The organism is Microbacterium sp. GXF7504 (assembly GCF_054798235.1).
In genome coordinates, this window is sequence record NZ_JBSJZI010000007.1 from 1 (window position 1) to 17,009 (window position 17,009).

The 17,009-nt window shown below is 72.8% G+C and carries 19 protein-coding genes; 17 read left to right on the plus strand and 2 right to left on the minus strand.

The window, feature by feature from the left end:
* The first annotated feature begins 142 nt into the window (after positions 1-142).
* The 10 genes from ACWAUO_RS14780 to ACWAUO_RS14825 all read left to right on the plus strand — a co-directional run bounded on the left by ACWAUO_RS14780 (position 143) and on the right by ACWAUO_RS14825 (position 8,635).
* Positions 143-1,090 (plus strand): metal ABC transporter solute-binding protein, Zn/Mn family, encoded by a 948-nt coding sequence (locus ACWAUO_RS14780; RefSeq protein ID WP_460776518.1) that lies wholly within the window; start codon positions 143-145, stop codon positions 1,088-1,090.
* Positions 1,087-1,914, plus strand: coding sequence for a metal ABC transporter ATP-binding protein (locus tag ACWAUO_RS14785; protein WP_460776519.1), 828 nt, complete (start codon positions 1,087-1,089; stop codon positions 1,912-1,914). Before ACWAUO_RS14780 ends, ACWAUO_RS14785 begins: the two co-directional genes overlap by 4 nt.
* The gene (locus tag ACWAUO_RS14790; RefSeq protein ID WP_460776521.1) at positions 1,911-2,771 is read left to right on the plus strand and encodes a metal ABC transporter permease; all 861 of its coding nucleotides are present in this window, start codon (positions 1,911-1,913) and stop codon (positions 2,769-2,771) included. The genes ACWAUO_RS14785 and ACWAUO_RS14790 overlap by 4 nt, the downstream gene beginning before the upstream one ends.
* A gap of 113 nt (positions 2,772-2,884) precedes the next feature.
* Positions 2,885-3,298, plus strand: a complete 414-nt coding sequence (locus ACWAUO_RS14795; protein WP_460776522.1) for a Fur family transcriptional regulator — start codon at positions 2,885-2,887, stop codon at positions 3,296-3,298.
* Positions 3,276-4,316 carry a permease gene (locus tag ACWAUO_RS14800; RefSeq protein WP_460776524.1) on the plus strand — a complete coding sequence of 347 codons (1,041 nt, stop codon included), beginning with the start codon at positions 3,276-3,278 and terminating at the stop codon, positions 4,314-4,316. Before ACWAUO_RS14795 ends, ACWAUO_RS14800 begins: the two co-directional genes overlap by 23 nt.
* Positions 4,309-5,100 carry a TIGR03943 family putative permease subunit gene (locus tag ACWAUO_RS14805; RefSeq protein WP_460776525.1) on the plus strand — a complete coding sequence of 264 codons (792 nt, stop codon included), beginning with the start codon at positions 4,309-4,311 and terminating at the stop codon, positions 5,098-5,100. The genes ACWAUO_RS14800 and ACWAUO_RS14805 overlap by 8 nt, the downstream gene beginning before the upstream one ends.
* Positions 5,090-6,523 carry a hypothetical protein gene (locus tag ACWAUO_RS14810; protein ID WP_460776527.1) on the plus strand — a complete coding sequence of 478 codons (1,434 nt, stop codon included), beginning with the start codon at positions 5,090-5,092 and terminating at the stop codon, positions 6,521-6,523. Before ACWAUO_RS14805 ends, ACWAUO_RS14810 begins: the two co-directional genes overlap by 11 nt.
* A gap of 81 nt (positions 6,524-6,604) precedes the next feature.
* Positions 6,605-6,970, plus strand: a complete 366-nt coding sequence (locus tag ACWAUO_RS14815) for a PadR family transcriptional regulator (protein ID WP_460776528.1) — start codon at positions 6,605-6,607, stop codon at positions 6,968-6,970.
* Complete coding sequence (locus ACWAUO_RS14820; protein ID WP_460776530.1) at positions 6,967-7,800, plus strand: hypothetical protein; 834 nt, start codon at positions 6,967-6,969, stop codon at positions 7,798-7,800. Before ACWAUO_RS14815 ends, ACWAUO_RS14820 begins: the two co-directional genes overlap by 4 nt.
* Positions 7,801-7,963: 163 nt before the next feature.
* A complete protein-coding gene (locus ACWAUO_RS14825; RefSeq protein WP_460776532.1) occupies positions 7,964-8,635 on the plus strand; it encodes a DNA-3-methyladenine glycosylase in 672 nt (223 codons plus the stop codon).
* A gap of 109 nt (positions 8,636-8,744) precedes the next feature.
* Here ACWAUO_RS14825 and ACWAUO_RS14830 read toward each other — a convergent pair whose 3' ends face one another.
* Positions 8,745-9,371 carry a TetR/AcrR family transcriptional regulator gene (locus ACWAUO_RS14830; protein ID WP_460776533.1) on the minus strand — a complete coding sequence of 209 codons (627 nt, stop codon included), beginning with the start codon at positions 9,369-9,371 and terminating at the stop codon, positions 8,745-8,747.
* 75 nt (positions 9,372-9,446) lie between these two features.
* Here ACWAUO_RS14830 and ACWAUO_RS14835 point away from each other — a divergent pair, with 75 nt between their 5' ends.
* Positions 9,447-10,748, plus strand: a complete 1,302-nt coding sequence (locus tag ACWAUO_RS14835; RefSeq protein WP_460776535.1) for a glycosyltransferase — start codon at positions 9,447-9,449, stop codon at positions 10,746-10,748.
* 14 nt (positions 10,749-10,762) lie between these two features.
* On the opposite strand, the gene ACWAUO_RS14840 is transcribed toward ACWAUO_RS14835, so the two are convergent.
* Positions 10,763-11,830 (minus strand): helix-turn-helix transcriptional regulator, encoded by a 1,068-nt coding sequence (locus ACWAUO_RS14840; protein WP_460776536.1) that lies wholly within the window; start codon positions 11,828-11,830, stop codon positions 10,763-10,765.
* 185 nt (positions 11,831-12,015) lie between these two features.
* Between ACWAUO_RS14840 and ACWAUO_RS14845 the strand changes: the two genes are divergently transcribed.
* From ACWAUO_RS14845 to ACWAUO_RS14870, 6 genes are all read left to right on the plus strand, one after another.
* A complete protein-coding gene (locus tag ACWAUO_RS14845) occupies positions 12,016-13,407 on the plus strand; it encodes an FAD-binding oxidoreductase (RefSeq protein ID WP_460776538.1) in 1,392 nt (463 codons plus the stop codon).
* A 204-nt stretch (positions 13,408-13,611) separates the two neighbouring features.
* Entirely contained in the window at positions 13,612-13,848 is a 237-nt protein-coding gene (rpmB, locus tag ACWAUO_RS14850; RefSeq protein ID WP_013584774.1) for a 50S ribosomal protein L28, read from the plus strand.
* Positions 13,848-14,018: a 50S ribosomal protein L33 gene (rpmG, locus tag ACWAUO_RS14855; protein ID WP_029145259.1), complete on the plus strand. Its 171-nt coding sequence runs from the start codon at positions 13,848-13,850 to the stop codon at positions 14,016-14,018. Before rpmB ends, rpmG begins: the two co-directional genes overlap by 1 nt.
* A 3-nt stretch (positions 14,019-14,021) precedes the next feature.
* Positions 14,022-14,327, plus strand: a complete 306-nt coding sequence (gene rpsN, locus ACWAUO_RS14860) for a 30S ribosomal protein S14 (protein ID WP_460776539.1) — start codon at positions 14,022-14,024, stop codon at positions 14,325-14,327.
* Positions 14,328-14,591: 264 nt separating this feature from the next.
* The gene (locus ACWAUO_RS14865) at positions 14,592-14,879 is read left to right on the plus strand and encodes an HU family DNA-binding protein (RefSeq protein WP_460776541.1); all 288 of its coding nucleotides are present in this window, start codon (positions 14,592-14,594) and stop codon (positions 14,877-14,879) included.
* 105 nt (positions 14,880-14,984) lie between these two features.
* Positions 14,985-17,009: a cytochrome c oxidase assembly protein gene (locus ACWAUO_RS14870; protein WP_460776596.1), complete on the plus strand. Its 2,025-nt coding sequence runs from the start codon at positions 14,985-14,987 to the stop codon at positions 17,007-17,009.

The window sequence follows — 17,009 nt, forward strand, 5'->3', positions numbered from 1 at the left end:
CGGGATGATCCACGAATCTGCACCGTGGGGCCCTGGGCCTACAAGGGTCTCAGAACCCCCACCCTCATAGGGTCTGACCCGCCCACCCCGTCGCGTGCTGTCGGGTTTGAGAATCATTCTCATTAGACGGTAGAGTCGGGGCATGGCCCCCCACCGTCGTCCCCTCGTCGCCGCCGCACTCGTCGGCGCGCTCGCGCTGTCGGGCTGCGCGGGCGGCGCCTCCTCCGCATCCGACGGTGTCTTCACGATCGTGACCTCGACGACCGTCTACGCCGACATCGCCGCGGCGATCGCGGGGGATGCGGCCGAGGTCACCCCGATCATCGCCTCGGCCTCGCGCGACCCGCACGAGTACGAGGCCACCGCCGCCGACCAGCTCACGGTCGCCGGTGCCGACCTGCTCATCGTGAACGGCGGCGGCTACGACGGCTTCGTCGACACCCTCGTCGACGCCACCGGCACCACCGCGCCGGTCCTCACCGCCACCGGTGACGCCGGCCACGACCACGGCGAGCACGAGGATGCCGACGAGCATGGCGACCACGAGGACGACGGCCACGACCACGGTGCGAACGAGCACGTCTGGTACGACCCGGCCGCCATGGGCGCCTTCGCCACCGTCATCGCGACCGAGCTCGGCGAGCTGCTGCCCGACGACGCCGACACGTTCCAGGCCAACCTCGACACCTTCCTCGCGGGGATCGACGGGCTGGACGCCGAGCTCGCCGGCATCCGTGCCGAGTACGGCGGCACCCGCGTGCTCGCGACCGAGCCGGTCGCCGGCTACCTGCTCGAGGCCGCCGGGCTCGACGACGTCACACCGCCCGCCTTCAGCGAGGCCGTCGAGGAGGGACAGGACGTGCCGCCCGCCGTGCTCCTGGACGTGCTGGAGCTCATCGCCGATCATGGTGCGGGGGCGGTCGTCGCCAACGCACAGACCGGCGGCGCGGAGACCGACCGGGTCATCGCGGCCGCAACCGACGCCGGCATCCCGGTCGTCGAGTTCACCGAGTCGCTGCCGGACGGCCAGACCTACCTGCAGTGGATGGAGCAGAACGTGACCGATCTCGCCGAGGCGCTCTCCCGGTGAGCGACGCCCCGATCCCGCTGCGCATCACCGGCGCCGCCCTCCGCCGCGACGGGCAGGAGCTGTGGAGCGGGCTCGACCTCGCCGTCGCGCCGGGCGAGCTCATCGCGGTGCTCGGCCCCAGCGGTGCGGGCAAGACGACGCTGCTGCGCGCGATCCTCGGCCTCGAGCGGCTCAGCGCCGGCACGATCGAGGCCGTCGGTCGGCCGGTGCGCCGCGCCGGGAACCGCCGCATCGGCTACATCCCGCAGCAGCGGCCGCTGCCGCGCCACACCGCCCTGCGCGGTCGCGACCTCGTCACGCTCGGCGTCGACGGCCACCGGTTCGGCCTCCCCTTCACCCGCCGCGGCGACCGCGACCGGGTCGACGCGCTCGTGGATGCGGTCGGCGCAGCATCCTTCGCCGATCGCCCGGTGGGGGTGCTCTCCGGCGGGGAGCAGCAGCGCCTCCGGGTGGGGCAGGCGCTCGCGAACGACCCCGGTCTGCTCCTGTGCGACGAGCCGCTCACCAGCCTCGACCTCGCGAACCAGCAGGCGGTCGTGGCACTCATCGACCGCTACCGCCGCGAGCAGGGGGCGGGCGTGCTGCTGGTCACCCACGACATCAACCCGGTGCTGCACCACGTCGACCGCATCCTGTACCTGGCGGGCGGCCGGTTCACGCTCGGCACCCCCGAGGAGGTGCTCACCTCGAGCACGCTCAGCGACCTGTACGGCGCCCCGGTGACGGTACTCCGCGCCGGCGGGCGGCTCGTCGTGGTCGGGGCACCCGACGCCACCGAGACGCATCACCACCACCCGCACGAGCACCCGGAGGTCGGGCTGTGAACTGGTCCGACATCGGCGACGCCCTCTTCGGCGGCCTGCCGCAGTACGGGGCCATCCTCGCCCTGGTGCAGAACTCCGTCTGGGCCGGCGCGGTGCTGGGGATCGTCGGCGGACTCATCGGCGTCTTCGTGATCCAGCGCGACATGTCGTTCGCGGTGCACGGCATCAGCGAGCTGTCGTTCGCGGGCGCCGCCGCGGCCCTGCTCGTCGGCGTCGACGTCGTGACGGGGTCCCTCGTCGGCTCGCTGGCGGCGGCGGTGCTCATCGGCTGGCTCGGCGCCCGGGCGCGGGACCGCAACTCGATCATCGGCGTGCTCATGCCGTTCGGCCTGGGCCTCGGCATCCTCTTCCTGTCGCTCTACAGCGGCCGGAGCGCCAACCGCTTCAGTCTGCTCACCGGCCAGATCGTGTCGGTGCGCAGCAGTGAACTCGGTGCGCTCATCGTCATCAGCGCGGTCGTGTTGGTCGCGCTGCTGCTCGTCTGGCGGCCGCTGCGGTTCGACTCCCTCGACCCGCAGGCCGCCGCCGCCCGCGGCGTGCCCGGTCGCGGCATCTCGCTCGTGTTCATGGTGCTGCTCGGGCTCATGGTCGCCGTTGCCGTGCACATCATCGGCGCCCTGCTCGTGATGGCGCTGCTGGTCACCCCGGCCGCCGCCGCGATGCGGGTGTCGTCGGGGCCGGTCGCGGTGCCGCTGCTGGCGGCGCTGTTCGGATTCGTCTCGGCCGTGGGCGGCATCCTGCTCGCCGTCGCCGGGACGCTGCCGGTGAGCCCGTACATCACCACGATCTCGTTCGTCATCTACCTCGTCTGCCGCGGCGTCGGCGCCCGACGCGACCGCTCCCTGGCCGCCGAATGAGCACCCGTTCGGTGACCGCGCACCCGATCGGATGCGCACTCGCGAAACGGGTGCGCGCTCACCGGATGCGGACTGCCGGGCCGTCCTCAGACGGGCATCGGTAGACTCCGGGCATGGCTCAGCGCAACACCTGGCAGCGCGAGCGCGTCCGCGAGGAGCTGCACGACGCGCAGGGGTTCCTCAGCGCGCAGGAACTGTACGCGCGGCTCCGCGAGGCCGACACCGGCATCGGGCTGGCGACGGTGTACCGCGCGCTGGCGACGCTCGCCGCCGACGGCTCCGCCGACACGCTGCAGAGCCCCGAGGGGGAGAGCCTGTACCGGGCGTGCGAGTCGACCGGGCACCACCACCACCTCATCTGCCGCTCGTGCGGCATGACGGTCGAGATCGAGGCCTCCGAGGTCGAGCAGTGGGCGCAGCGGACCGCCGCGAGCCACGGGTTCCGCGAGGCCGAGCACGTCGTGGACATCTTCGGCCTGTGCGCGGCGTGCGCCGCGGCTGAGGATGCCGATCGTGACGACGCGTAGCCCGTTCACCCCGCAGACCGTCAAGGTCCGCCCCCGCGGCGCCCGCACCGCAGCCGGGCTCGGCATCGGGATCGCCGTCATCGCGGCGATCGTGCTCGTCGACGTCGTCGCACCGGGCCTGATCCCGGGCGGGCTGCCCTCCCGCCTGCAGGACGGCCTCACCCTCGCGCTCAGCGTCCTCATCGAGTCCATGCCGTTCGTCGCGCTCGGGGTCGGGCTGTCGATCCTGATGCAGGTGTGGATCCCGGCCGGGACCATCGAGCGGTGGCTGCCGCGCGCCGGCTGGGCGCGGCGAGCCGTGCTGTCCGTCCTCGGCATGGTCATCCCGGTGTGCGAGTGCGGCAACGTGCCCTTCGCGCGCGGCCTGCTCATGCGCGGGTTCAGCGTCTCCGAGACGCTCACGTTCCTCATCGCCGCGCCGATCGTGAACCCGATCGTGATCATCACGACCCACCAGGCCTTCGGGTTCTCGGACGGGGTGCTCGTCGCGCGGCTCCTCGGCGGCTTCGCGGTCGCGAACCTCATCGGCTGGCTGTACAGCCGGCATCCCTCGCCCGACGCCCTCCTCACCGACCGGTTCCGCGACGCCTGCGACCTCGTCGTCGGCGAGACCGGGGGCCGCGGTCGCCGCACGCTCGCGCAGCTCGTCGTCGAGTTCCGCGCCGTCATGCCGGCCCTCGTCATCGGGTCGGCGCTCGCGGGCGCCGTGCAGGTGCTCGTCCCGCGGGAGACGCTGCTCGCGATCGGCTCCGACCCGATGCTGTCGATCATCGCGATGATGGCGCTCGCCCTCGTCGTCTCGATCTGCTCGAACGTCGACGCCTTCTTCGCGCTCTCGTTCGCCAGCACCTTCACGCCGGGTTCGCTCGTCGCGTTCCTCGTCACGGGTCCGCTCGTCGACGTGAAGATGATCGCCCTGCTGCGCACCACCTTCACGACCCGGGCGCTCGCCGGCATCGTCGCGGTCGTGCTGCTGTTCTCCTTCGCGCTCGGGACGGTGGTGAACCTCCTTGTCTGAACACGCGTCCCCGGCCGCCCGTCGCCGTTCCCTCGCCACCCGGTGGCTCGGGGTCGGGCTCGCGGCGTGCCTGTCCGTCGTGACGCTGGGACTCGCGGTCACCGGCCGCCTCGGCCTCTACATCAACCCGGACTCGACCTGGTTCGCCGTCGGCATGGCGGTCCTCACCCTCGTCGGTGTCGCCGCGAGCTTCGTGCTCCCGTGGGGTGCCGAGGACGACCACGGGCACGACCATGCGCACGCGCACGATGCGGCGTCGGAGGCGGATGCGGGTCACCACCGTGTCGGCCCGCTCGGCCGTGCCGCCACCGCCGTCGGGGGCACCGTCGCGACCGTCGTGGTGCTCGGCGCCCTCGCGCTGCCGCCGGCCTCGCTCTCGCCGGAGCTCGCCGCATCCCGCGACGTCGGCACGGCGCCGCTGTTCGGCGGCGTCGACACCGTGGCCCTCGCGACCTCCGGCGACACCGCGGAGTTCGGCGTGGGGGACTGGGCGAGCGTGTTCGCCACCGCCACCGACCCCGGCGCATTCGCGGGGGAGCAGGTCACTCTCACCGGGTTCGTCGGCGGCGGTGACGGCGACGGCTTCGCCCTCACCCGCCTCGTCATCACGCACTGCGTCATCGACGCGCAGACCGCGAGCGTCCCGGTCGCGTGGGCCGACGCCCCGGCCGACGGGCAGTGGGTGACCCTCAGCGGCACGATCCGCGAGGGCGCGGACGGACTCGAGATCGTCGCCGCCGAGGTGACCCCGATCGACGAACCGGCGGAACCGTATGAGTACTGACCCGGCCGCCCGCCGCGGGTCGGCCGCCGCATCCCGCCGCTCCCGGCGCGACCGTTCACGTCGCCGGCGGTACCTCGGCGCGTTCGCGGCGGTGCTGGGCGCGCTCGCGCTCGTGGGGGCCGGGGCGGGCGCGGTGCTGACCGTGCAGGGCCCGCGCGTGACCGCGGAGCAGTTCGACCCGGACGCGGCGGTCGCCGCATCCGGGGCGCGCATGATCTTCACGACCAGCCAGGCGCTCGACGAGGTGACCCCCGAGCAGGTGCGTGTGACCCCGGCGGTGCCGGTGACGGTGGCGACGTCCGGACGCTCGGTCGGCGTGCGGTTCGGGGCACCGCTGTACGACGACACCGAGTACACCGTCACGATCAGCGGCCTCACCGGCGTCGGCGGCGGTGCGACCTCGGAGATCACCCGCACGTTCCGCACGCCGACGCTCGACGTGTTCGCGATGCGCCGCGGCGACGACGCCGACACGGTCTACCGGTCGCCCCTCGACGGCGAGGACGCGGTGGCGCTGTTCTCGCACCCGCACATCGAGGACTTCCGGGCCACGGCGTCCGCCCTCGTGGCCTCCGTCCGCGACGAGGACGACCTGCCGCAGCTCATCGTCACCGACCTCGCCGGCGAGCACGCCCGCACCCTGCCGCTCCCGGGCGACGGCACCGGCACCGTGGCCGAGCTGCAGTCCGCCGACCGCGGCGACGTGATCGGCTACACCTACACGGATGCCGACATGACCGCCCCCGACGCGCGCGCGAGCGTGCTGTACACCGCGTCGTTGAAGCCCGGCGAGGCCGACGCGGAGCCGGTGCCGGTCACCGTCGCGGGGGAGCCCGTCAGCGCGGTCGGCTGGCGCTTCGTGCCCGACACCGACCGCATCCTGGTGCTGAGCTTCGACGGCAGGCTGCTGCTCGCGGCGCCCGGCGACGAGGAGACCGTCGACCTCGGCGACGCGTCCGGCATCCTCGGCGTCGCCCGCGGTGCGACGTCCGCCGTCATCCAGCGCGCGGACGGCCTGTACGTGATCGACCTCGCCGACGGGTCGAGCGAACCGCTGCCGCCCGCGACCGGCGTCGAGGGCTACCTCGGCCGTGTCGTGCCGCTGCCGGGCGGCGACGAGACGCTGCAGCAGTACACCACCGCCGGTGCGAGCAGCGTGTACCGGGTGAGCGCCGACGGGGCGGCCGAGCCGGTGTTCGCGGTGGACGGCACCGACGCCCTGCTGCAGACGTGCGTCTCGCCGTCCGGCCGGTACGCCGCGTTCCTGGTGCAGCCGGATGCCGCATCCAACCCGTACCGGACCGGCTACGACCTGCCGCTGCCCGAGCGCGTCGACACGCACGTGATCGACCTCGACGAGGGGTCCGAGGTGTCGGTGCTCGGCGCGTTCGGCATCTCGTGGTGCCAGGCCCCGGTCTCCTGAGCGCACCACGAAACCCTGATCCCGGGGAAAGTTCATATCTTCCCATTGACAATGGGAAGATATCTTCTCTATAAAGGATCCATGCGACGGAAACCTGGCACCCTGCTGCCGATCGAGGTGGCGATCATCGACGCGGCGCTGCAGCTGCAGCGGCGTGGCGAGGAGCGGTTCCACGGATTCGGCATCGCGCGGGTGATCGCCGAAGGCGGCGATTCCGACGGGCTGACGTCGCACGGCACGCTCTACAAGGCCCTCGGGCGGCTCGAGGCCGCCGGGCTCCTCTCCAGCACGTGGGAGGACGCCGCCGAGGCCGCCGCCGAGGGTCGCCCGCGTCGTCGCCTCTACGCGATCGACGGCGCCGCGGCCTCGGTGGCGCTGGCCCAGCACCGCCAGTCCTCCTCACCGGCCGTCCCGGCATCCCGCCGGGCGGCATGGGGCACGCTGTGACCGGGCTGCGGGTGCCGGAGCGCACCGCCGGACCGGGGGCGGGGTTCGCCGCCGACATGGTCCGAGGATGGGTCGACTTCTACACGGGTTGGGTGAGCGCGCCGGCGGCCGAGCGTCGACGCGAAGAGATCCGCTCCGACCTGTGGGAGCAGCAGGCCCACGCCCGTGAGATCGGGACCCCGCCCATCGCGGTCTCCCTCTCGATCGCACGGCGTGCAGTCGTCGGCATCCCCGCCGACGTGCTGTGGGTACAGAATCAGCGCGCGGCGATGCGGAGTCGGCCGGCAGAACAGAAAGCGACAGCAATGAACTCCGTAGGACGTTTCGCATCCCGCTGGTGGTGGGCCCTCGGCGCCGCCGTGCTGGCGGTGGTCATCTTCGCGCAGGGCCTCGGCCAGCTGCTTGAGCCCGGCATGCCCTACCTCGCGGGCTCGATCTCGGCCATCGTCGTGTCGATCCTCCTGGCCGCGGGCGTGGTGCTGAAGGCGCGCATGCCGCGCACGGCGGCCGCGCTCATCGCCGCCGGCGCCTCGGCCCCCGCGATCCTGTGGTGGGCACCGCTCGTCATGATCGCCGGCATCGCCGTCTTCCTCGGGGCCGCGGTCGACCTCGTCCGCCGCCTCGCCCAGCGTGATGTCGCGCTCGGCGCGTTCGCCGGGCTCGGCATCCTCGCCATCGCCGCCGCGTTCATCGGCTACGTCGTGGTCGCGAACGACGCCGACCCCGTGGGCCTCGTATGGCTCGCGCCGGCGCTCGCCGGCGCCGCGGTCCTCGTCGTCGTGGGCAGGGCCCGTCCCCGCTCCGGGGCGAAGCGCACCGCACTCGTCTGACCGTGGCACGCGCCCCGTCCGAGGCGGCACCCGCCCCTCGGACCCCTCCGACCCCTGCGCGCCGAGGCCTCCGCCTCGACTCCGCGCGCGCCGGGGCGCGCCCCGGGATGTCGCTCGGAACCGACATCCCGGGACGCGTCGTCTCCGTCCGTAGACTCGCCGCATGTCGGATGACCGGGTGCGCGCGGCGACGCGCGACGACCTCCTCGACCTGCCGCTGCACGTCGCCCCCCGCCTCCTCGGCGGTCGGCTCGTGACGGAGGTCGGCGGCGAGCGGGTCGTGCTGCGGATCACCGAGGTCGAGGCGTATCACGGCAAGGGCACGGGCGAGATCCCGGACCCCGGCTCGCACGCCCGCATGGGCCGCACCGCGCGGAACGCGACGATGTGGGGCGAGCCCGGGCACCTGTACGTGTACCTGAGTCACGGCATCCACTCCTGCGTGAACGTGGTGAGCGGCCCCGAGGGGCTCGCCGGCGGGATCCTGCTCCGCGGCGGCGAGGTGCTCGAGGGCGCGGATGCGGCGACCCGCCGCCGCACCGAGCGCCGGGGCGTCGTGCGCTCGCCGCGCGACCTCGCCCGGGGGCCGGGCCGGCTCGGCGACGCGGTGGGTCTGCGTCATCCGGTGCACGACGGGATCGACGCGGTCACGGGCACCCCGCAGGCGGGCGCCGTCGCGCGGCTGCTGCTGCGCGCCGAGCCGCTCGCGGACTACGCGTCCGGGCCTCGCGTGGGGGTCGCCGGTGTGGCCGGCACGGCCGCGTTCCCGTGGCGGTTCTGGATCCCGGGGGACCCCACGGTCTCCCCGTTCCGTCCCGGCCGCGGCGCCGCCTGACCCGCCCCCCGCCGGCACCGATCACCGATGCCGCCGAGACCACATCCATTCGCCGAGACCACATGCAATTGGATGTGGTCTCGCGCGCAAGATGTGGTCTCGCGGCCGGTTAGTCCGTGAGGATGAGGCGCTCGATCGCGCTGACGACCCAGGCGCGGTAGGCGGACTCGGTCCAGCCGGCGTCGTGCACGAACTGGGTGTGCCCCTCGGGCGAGATGAGGAACGACAGCGCGCTCGCGAGCTCGGCGTCGGGGCGCGCGCTCGCGCACAGCCCCTTCGCCCGGAGCATGCCGACCGCGGCGAGCATGTCGTCGCGCCTGCTCGCCTGGAGCGAGGCGAGCCGCGTCGCCACCGCCGCGTCCGCCGACGCGGCGTCGAGCACGCGGGGCCACAGGCGGGAGACCCGGGCGTTCGCCGCCGTCACGAAGTCCACGACGAACGGGACGAGCTCGGATGCGGGCAGCGCCGCCGCGCGCTCGCCGAAGTCCCGCTCGTGGAGGGGGCCCTCGCCGGTCTCGGCCCCCACGAACGCGTGGTCGAAGGCGGCGAGCAGCAGTGCCGACTTCGGGCCGTGCTGCTTCACCGTCTCCACCGAGACGCCCGCCACGGCGGCGATCCGGGCGAGCGAGGCGCCGGCGTAGCCCTGATCGCCGAACACCTCGGCGGCGGCTTCGAGGATGCGTCGGCGGGTGTCGGCGGCCTGCGCTTCGCGCAGCGGAGAAACATAGGGAGCCACGATGATTGACTTTCCTTTAGGGGTAGTGAATACTTCACGGGTAGTTTCAACATCCTAACAGTTCAAGGACAACCGATGCTCTCGCTCCTCATCTGCTGCACCCCGGTGCACGGGCACGTGATGCCGACCCTCGCGGTCGCGCGCAGCCTCGTCGCCGCCGGCCACGACGTCCGCTTCCTCACCGGCGCTCGCTACCGCGCCGCGGTCGAGTCGACCGGCGCCCGATGGGTCCCGCTCCCCGCGGAGGCCGACTACGACGACCGCGACATGGATGCGGCCTTCCCCGGCCGCGTCGGCCGCACCGGCGTCGCGGGCGCCCGGTGGGACCTTCGCAACATCTTCCTCGAGCCGGCCCCGGCACAGCTGCGCGCCGTCGACGACCAGCTGCGGCTCCAGCCGGCGGACGTCGTGCTCACTGAGAGCATGTTCTTCGGCGCCATGCTCCTGCTCTGCCGCCCCGCCGGTGCACGGCCCCCGGTGGTGAACCTCGGCATCGTGCCGCTCAGCGTCCGCAGTCGCGACACGGCGCCCTTCGCCCTCGGCATCCCGCCGCTGCCGGGGCCGGTCGGCCGCATCCGGAACGCCCTCATGGGGTGGACCACCGACCGGTTCGTGTTCGCCGAGCTGCAACGGGATGCCGAGCGCATGGCCCGCGAGGTGGTCGGCGCGCCGCTGCGGCAGCCGGTCATGAACTACCTCGCGACGGCCGACGCGATCGTGCAGTTCAGCGTCGCCGAGTTCGAGTACCCCCGCAGCGACCTGGCCGTGCCGGTGCACTTCGTCGGGCCGGTCTCGCTCGCCCGGCCCTCGGATGCGGCCGTGCCGGACTGGTGGGACGACGTCGAGCGCGGCGACCGGCCCGTGGTGCACGTCACCCAGGGGACGGTCGCGAACGCAGACCTCGGCGACCTGGTGCTGCCGACGATCCGCGCACTCGCCGACCGCCACGTGCTCGTCGTCGCCAGCACGGCCGGTCGCGAGCTCCCGGCCGGCGCGCTGCCGACGAACGCGAGGGTGGCGTCGTACCTGCCCTACGACCGGCTCTTCCCGCATCTGCGGGCGCTCGTCACGAACGGCGGGTACGGCGGCGTGCACTATGCCCTGGCGCACGGGGTGCCCATCGTCGCCACCGGCAACACCGAGGACAAGGCCGAGACCGCCGCCCGGGTCGCCTGGAGCGGTGCCGGCCTGCGCCTGCGCCCGCAGCGCGACGGCCGGGTGGCCGAGGGGGAGCTCGCCCACGCCGTCGGACGGCTCCTCGCCGAACCCGCCTTCACGACGAACGCCCGCCGCATCGGCGACGCGATCGCCGCCGCACCGGGACCGGCCGGTGTCGAGGCGGTGCTCACCGAGCTCGCCCGGCCCACGGTCCGATGACCGCCGGGGCGGGGTCAGAGCGACGCGACCTCCGTACCCAGGTACTGGCCGTAGAACACCCGGGTCGCGACCTCCCGGCGACTGGAGGCGCCGGTCTTCTCGAAGATCGACTTGAAGTGGTCCTGCACCGTGTAGGGGGAGAGGTGGAGGGATCGGGCGATCTCGGCCGTGCTCTCGCCGCGGAGCATCGCCTGCACGACCGTCGCCTCCCGCTCGGTGAGCCCGTAGGCGGCGACGAGCAGCCCCATGATCTGCGGCGGCGACGCCGGTTCGATCGTCACGGCGATCTGCGTCGCGTCGCCGTCGGCGAACGGCGCCGCGTGCAGGGTGTACCAGCGGCCGGAACGCCCCCGCGCGCTGATGCGGGCGGCGCCGAGTCGGCGACCGCCGACGAGCGAGTCGACCAGGGCGGTGACCGGGATCGGCAGCTCGGCCGGGCGGGCGGGGGCGAGGTCGGCGAGCCGGTCCTCGGCCGCGGCCGTGGCGTGCACGAGATCGCCGCCGTGGAAGATGAGCACCGCCGGGCCCACCGCATCCTGGAGTCCGCCCGCAGCCACCGCGACGACGGTGCTCGCGCGCAGGCCCGCAGCGATCGTGCCCTCCAGGCGGTGCAGGAACTCGACCTCGGCGTGGTTGAACCCGGGGCCGCCCTCGCGGTAGAGCGCGTACGTGCCCCACAGTGCCCCGCCGGTGCGCGCGACGCCGCGCAGCTCGTGCTCGGCGCCGATCTCGGTGGCCACGACCTCGCGGAACCGGCCGCTGGCGTTCTTGTCGCCGTCCGTCTCCTCCTCGAGGATGCTGACGCCGACCGTGCGCGTGGACAGCTCAAGGAAATGCGCGTAGTCGGTCTGCGCGTACTCCCAGAACAGGAAGGTGCGGTCGCCGACGCCGTCCAGCCCGATCTTGTGCGACCGGGTGAGCAGCGACGTCGCCGGATCGACCGTGCCGACGCAGATCGCGTCGAACGGGACCGCGCGTGCGAGCACGTCGGAGACCTCGGTGACGTAGTCCTCGAACCCGAGTCCGGCGCGCGCGAGCGCCGTCAGCGCATCGCCGGTGCGCGAGGCCGGAGCGGTCGTCATCCCAACAGTGTCCACCCGCGCCCCGCGCGACGAAACCCCAGGTTTCTGGGGTCTTCCGCACCCCAGGTCGGCGGCCGCCGAGGACCCCTCGAACGAGGTCTTCCGCGCCCCGGCGTACAGGAGCATGCTCGACCCATCCAGACGGCGATCCCCCGGACGCCCTGCCCACGAACGAAAGCGACGACATGACCACCGAACACCTCTCCTCCCAGCGGCCGGTCCTCCCCGGCGAGCACCTCGAACGGCTCCGCGCCGACCTCCACGGCACGCTCGTGCTGCCGGGCGACGCCGACTGGGACGCCGCGCGACAGGCCTGGCAGCTCCTGGCCGACCAGCACCCGACCGCCGTGGTGCTCGCGGCCGACGAGCACGACGTGATCGCCACCATCACCGCCGCCCGCAAGCTCGGTCTCAGCGTTGCGCCGCAGGGCACCGGGCACGCCGGCAACACCATCGCCTCGCTCGAGGACACGATCCTCCTGCGCACCGGCGCGATGGACACCGTCGAGATCGACCCCGTCGGCCGCACGGCCCGGGTCGGCGCGGGTGCCACCTGGGGCGCGGTCGCGAACGCCGCCGCCGAGCACGGACTCGCCGCGGTCACAGGCCTCGCCGGCACCGTCGGCGTCGTCGGGTTCAGTCTCGGCGGCGGCCTCGGGTGGCTCGCGCGCTCGCACGGCCTCGGGGCCAACAGCATCCTCGCGTTCGACGCCGTCGACGCGCACGGGCGCGCGGTCCACGTCGACGCCGACCAGCACGCCGACCTGTTCTGGGCCGCCCGGGGCGGGATCGCACCGGTCGTGGTCACCGCGATCGAGCTCCGGCTGTACCCGCTGCCGGAGATCTGGGCCGGCAGCCTGATGTGGCCGCTGGAGCGGGCCGCCGACGTCGTGCACGCCTGGCGCGACTGGATCCAGGACCTCCCGGAGACGGTGACCTCGCTCGCGCGCGTGCTGCGGTACCCCCCGATCCCGGAGCTGCCCGACTTCCTCCGCGGCCGCGCGTTCGTCGCCGTCGAGGCGGCGCTGCAGGCCGACCCGGATACGGTCGCGGCACTGCTGCAGCCGCTGCGGAACCTCGCTCCCGAGATCGACACGGTGCACCCGATGTCACCCGCGGAGCTCGCGACCGTGCACGGCGACCCGCCGCAGCCGAGCGGTGCCGAGGGCGCCAGCGTGCTGCTGGAGGAACTCGACGTCGACACCGTCGACGCCTTCCTCGACGCGGCCCTGGCACCGGTCGCCGCGCCCCTCGTCTCCATCGAGGTGCGGCACCTCGGCGGGATGCTGACGCCCGGCCGAGCCGAGGGCGGGGCCGTCTCGTCGGTCGACGGCGAGGGGCTCGTCTACGCGATCGGCATCGTGCCGTTCCCCGAGGCGCTCGAACCGGTGCGCACCGCCACCGCGGCGGTCGCCGACCGGCTCGACCCCTACGCGACGGGGCGGCGGGTGAAGAACTTCTGCGAGACGCCGGTGCCCGCCCGGGAGCTGTTCGGTGCGGCGACCGACCGCATCCGCGCGGTCGCGGCATCCTGGGACCCGGAGGGCGTCATCCGCCTCGGGCACCCGCTCGACTGATGCGCCCGCCGACTGACCCGAAGGCCCGGGTCAAGCGCGACACGCCGGGCGTGCTAGGATCGTCTTTTGTCTGCGCGCACTCCAGCGCGTAGTTCGTGTCCACTCCCTCTCTTCCAGGTCGGAAACGACCGGGCGGAGCGTGGATGCAGACAAGGGATCTTGGGTGGGGCCGTCCGGCCTCACGGTACAGAAGGAGACATCACCATGGCAGCAGTGTGCCAGGTGACCGGCGCGGTTCCCGGCTTCGGTCACAACATCTCGCACTCGCACCGCCGGACGAAGCGCCGCTTCGACCCGAACGTGCAGAAGAAGACCTACTTCGTTCCGTCGCTGGGTCGCAACATCAAGCTGAACGTCTCGGCCAAGGGCATCAAGGTCATCGACGCCCGTGGCATCGAGGCGGTCGTGCGTGACCTCCAGGCGAAGGGTGTGAAGCTCTAATGGCCAAGAAGGCACAGGACGTCCGTCCGATCATCAAGCTGCGTTCGACCGCGGGCACGGGGTACACCTACGTGACGCGCAAGAACCGCCGCAACAACCCCGACCGCATCGTGCTCAAGAAGTACGACCCGGTGGTCCGCAAGCACGTCGAATTCCGAGAGGAGCGCTGATCCATGGCGAAGAAGAGCAAGATCGCGCGCAACGAGCAGCGCAAGGTCGTCGTTGAGCGCTACGCCGCCAAGCGCGCCGAGCTGAAGGCGGCGCTCGTCTCGCCGAACAGCACGGACGAGGAGCGCGAGGCCGCTCGCGTGGGCCTGCAGAAGCTGCCCCGCAACGCGTCGCCGGTGCGCGTCCGTTCGCGCGACGTCATCGACGGTCGCCCCCGCGGTGTCCTCACGAAGTTCGGCATCTCGCGTGTCCGCTTCCGCGACATGGCGCACCGTGGCGAGCTGCCCGGTGTCACCAAGTCCAGCTGGTGAGCTGACCACAGCACAGACGGAAGGCCGGGATCCCCTCAGCGGGGTCCCGGCCTTCCGCTGTTCCCGGGGGCGAAATCCCGGTTTCCGGGGCGGATGCGGGCCCAATCCGGGGGACACGCCGTCACAGTGGGCGCGAAATCGCCGAAAATCCGCGGAATCACGCGGATCGCGGGTATATTCGAGCGCGGTCGACCGACCAACCGGGATCCGCTCCCGGACCATAGCCAAGCAACGGCGGCATCCGCCGTCTGGAGGACAATCCACATGGCCGACAAGTCCATCACCAAGACCGAGCTCGTCGCGAGCATCGCCAGCGCCACGGGCCAGAGCCAGTCCGCCGTGTCGACCGTGCTCGACTCCCTCTTCTCCACCGTCGCCGAGGCCGTCGCCAAGGGCAACAAGGTGTCGATCCCGGGCTGGATCGCGTTCGAGCAGGTCGAGACCGCCGCCCGCACCGGCCGCAACCCGCAGACCGGCGCCGAGATCGCCATCCCGGCCGGCAAGCGCGTCAAGGTGACCGCCGGTTCCAAGCTGAAGGCCGCCGTCAAGTAACGACGCCTCCGCACCCGGAAGGGGGACGCCGCGAGGCGTCCCCCCTTTCGCGTCCCCGGCCGCCACAGGTCCCGTCCACCTGCACCCACGTAGGCTGGAGGCGTGATCCCGACCGTTGCCGCCCGCGGCGCGGACGCCCCGCCGGCAGCCGCCGGGCGCGACGTCCTGCGCGTCGCCGGACCCGTGATCCTCCTGATCGCGGCACTCATCGCCCTCGTCGCCGCACTCGTGGTCGGCGGGGGAGCGGCCCCGCTCGCGATCGCCGACGCCGGACCCGTCGTGCGCTGGGGCCTCCCGGTCGCCAAACTGGTCGTCAACCTCGCCGCCGCCGTCATGGTCGGCTCGCTCGTGACCGCCCTGTACGCGCTCCGTCAGGGCGACCGGCCGTTCGACGTGGCGCTGGACCTCGCCTCGCTCGGCGCGGCCGTGTTCACCGTCGCATCCGCGTGCAACGGCTTCCTCACCTTCGTGAACGTGATGAACGCCACCCCGAGCGCCGACTCGCTGTTCGGCGAGCAGCTCGGCCGGTTCCTCATGGAGACCGAACTCGGCCGCACCTGGCTCATCACGACCGTCGCGGGCGCGACGATCACGGTGCTCACCTTCGTCGCCCGCTCGTGGACCGCGACGCTGCTGGTCGCCGTCCTGGCGATCGCGTCCCTCGTGCCGATGGGCACCCAGGGGCACTCGGGCGAACTCTCCAGCCACAACGCCGCGACCGCATCCCTCGTGCTGCACATCATCGCCGCGGCGGTGTGGCTCGGCGGGCTGCTGCTGCTCGTGGTCATCCGTCCGTTGCTGACCCGCACCGCCCTCGTCGACGTGCTCCTGCGCTACTCCAGCATCGCGCTGGTGGCGTTCGTGGTCGTCGCGGTCTCGGGCACCGTCCGCGCGGCGGTCGCGGTGGTCAGCTGGGACAACCTCGTCACCCCGTACGGGGCCGTGCTCGCGGTGAAGGTCGTGGCGCTCCTCGGCCTCGGCGTGCTCGGGGCCTGGTACCGCACCCGCCTCATCCGCGCCATCGCCGACAAGGATGCCGCCGGGCGCCGGTTCTGGCTGCTCGTGCTGTTCGAACTCGCCCTCATGGGGGTCGCGAGCGGGGCCGCAGCCGCCCTCGCACGCACCGCGCCGCCCGCATCCGAGACCGCGGCCGACCTCTCGGACCCGGCCGTGTACCTCACGAACGGCCCGGTGCCCCCGGAGCTCGTCCCCACGAGCTGGTTCACCGCCTGGGACTTCGACCTCATCTGGGTGTTCGTCGTCGCGTTCGGGCTGTTCTTCTACCTCGCCGGGGTGTGGCGCCTGCGCCGCCGCGGCGACACCTGGCCGGTGTACCGCACGGTGCTGTGGGTGCTCGGCATGCTGCTGCTGCTCTGGGTCACCTGCGGTCCGGTCAACGCCTACCAGGACTACCTGTTCAGCGTGCACATGCTCGGCCACATGCTGCTGAACATGGGCGTGCCGGTGCTGCTCGTCCCGGCCGCGCCCATCACGCTCGCGCTGCGGGCGATCCGCAAGCGCGACGACGGCACGCGCGGCGGGCGCGAGTGGATCATGTGGGCGATCCACACCCCGTTCGGCAAGGTCGTCACCCATCCGCTGTTCGCCGCCGCGATGTTCATCGGTTCGCTGTGGCTCTTCTACTACAGCGACCTGTTCCGCTGGTCGCTGTACGACCACCTCGGGCACGAGTGGATGACCGTCCACTTCCTCATCAGCGGGTACCTGTTCGTGCTGAGCCTCATCGGCATCGACCCGATCCCGTACCGCTTCCCGTACCCGCTGCGGCTCGTGACGCTCGTCGCGGTGATCGCGATGCACGCGTTCTTCGGCATCGCGATCATGATGCAGACGGGGCTGTTCGTCGCCGAGTGGTACGGGTCCATGGGGCGCACCTGGGGTGCGACCCCGCTCGAGGACCAGTACGTCGGCGGCGGCATCGCGTGGAGCGTCGGCGAGATCCCGAGCGTCATCCTCGGGATCACGGTGGCGATCCAGTGGAGCCGGAGCGACGACCGCATCCAGCGTCGCCGCGACCGGCACGCCGACCGCACCGGCGACGCCGAACTGGAGGCGTACAACGCCCGGCTGGCGCAGCTCGCCGAGCGCGACGCGCGCGCCACCCGCTGA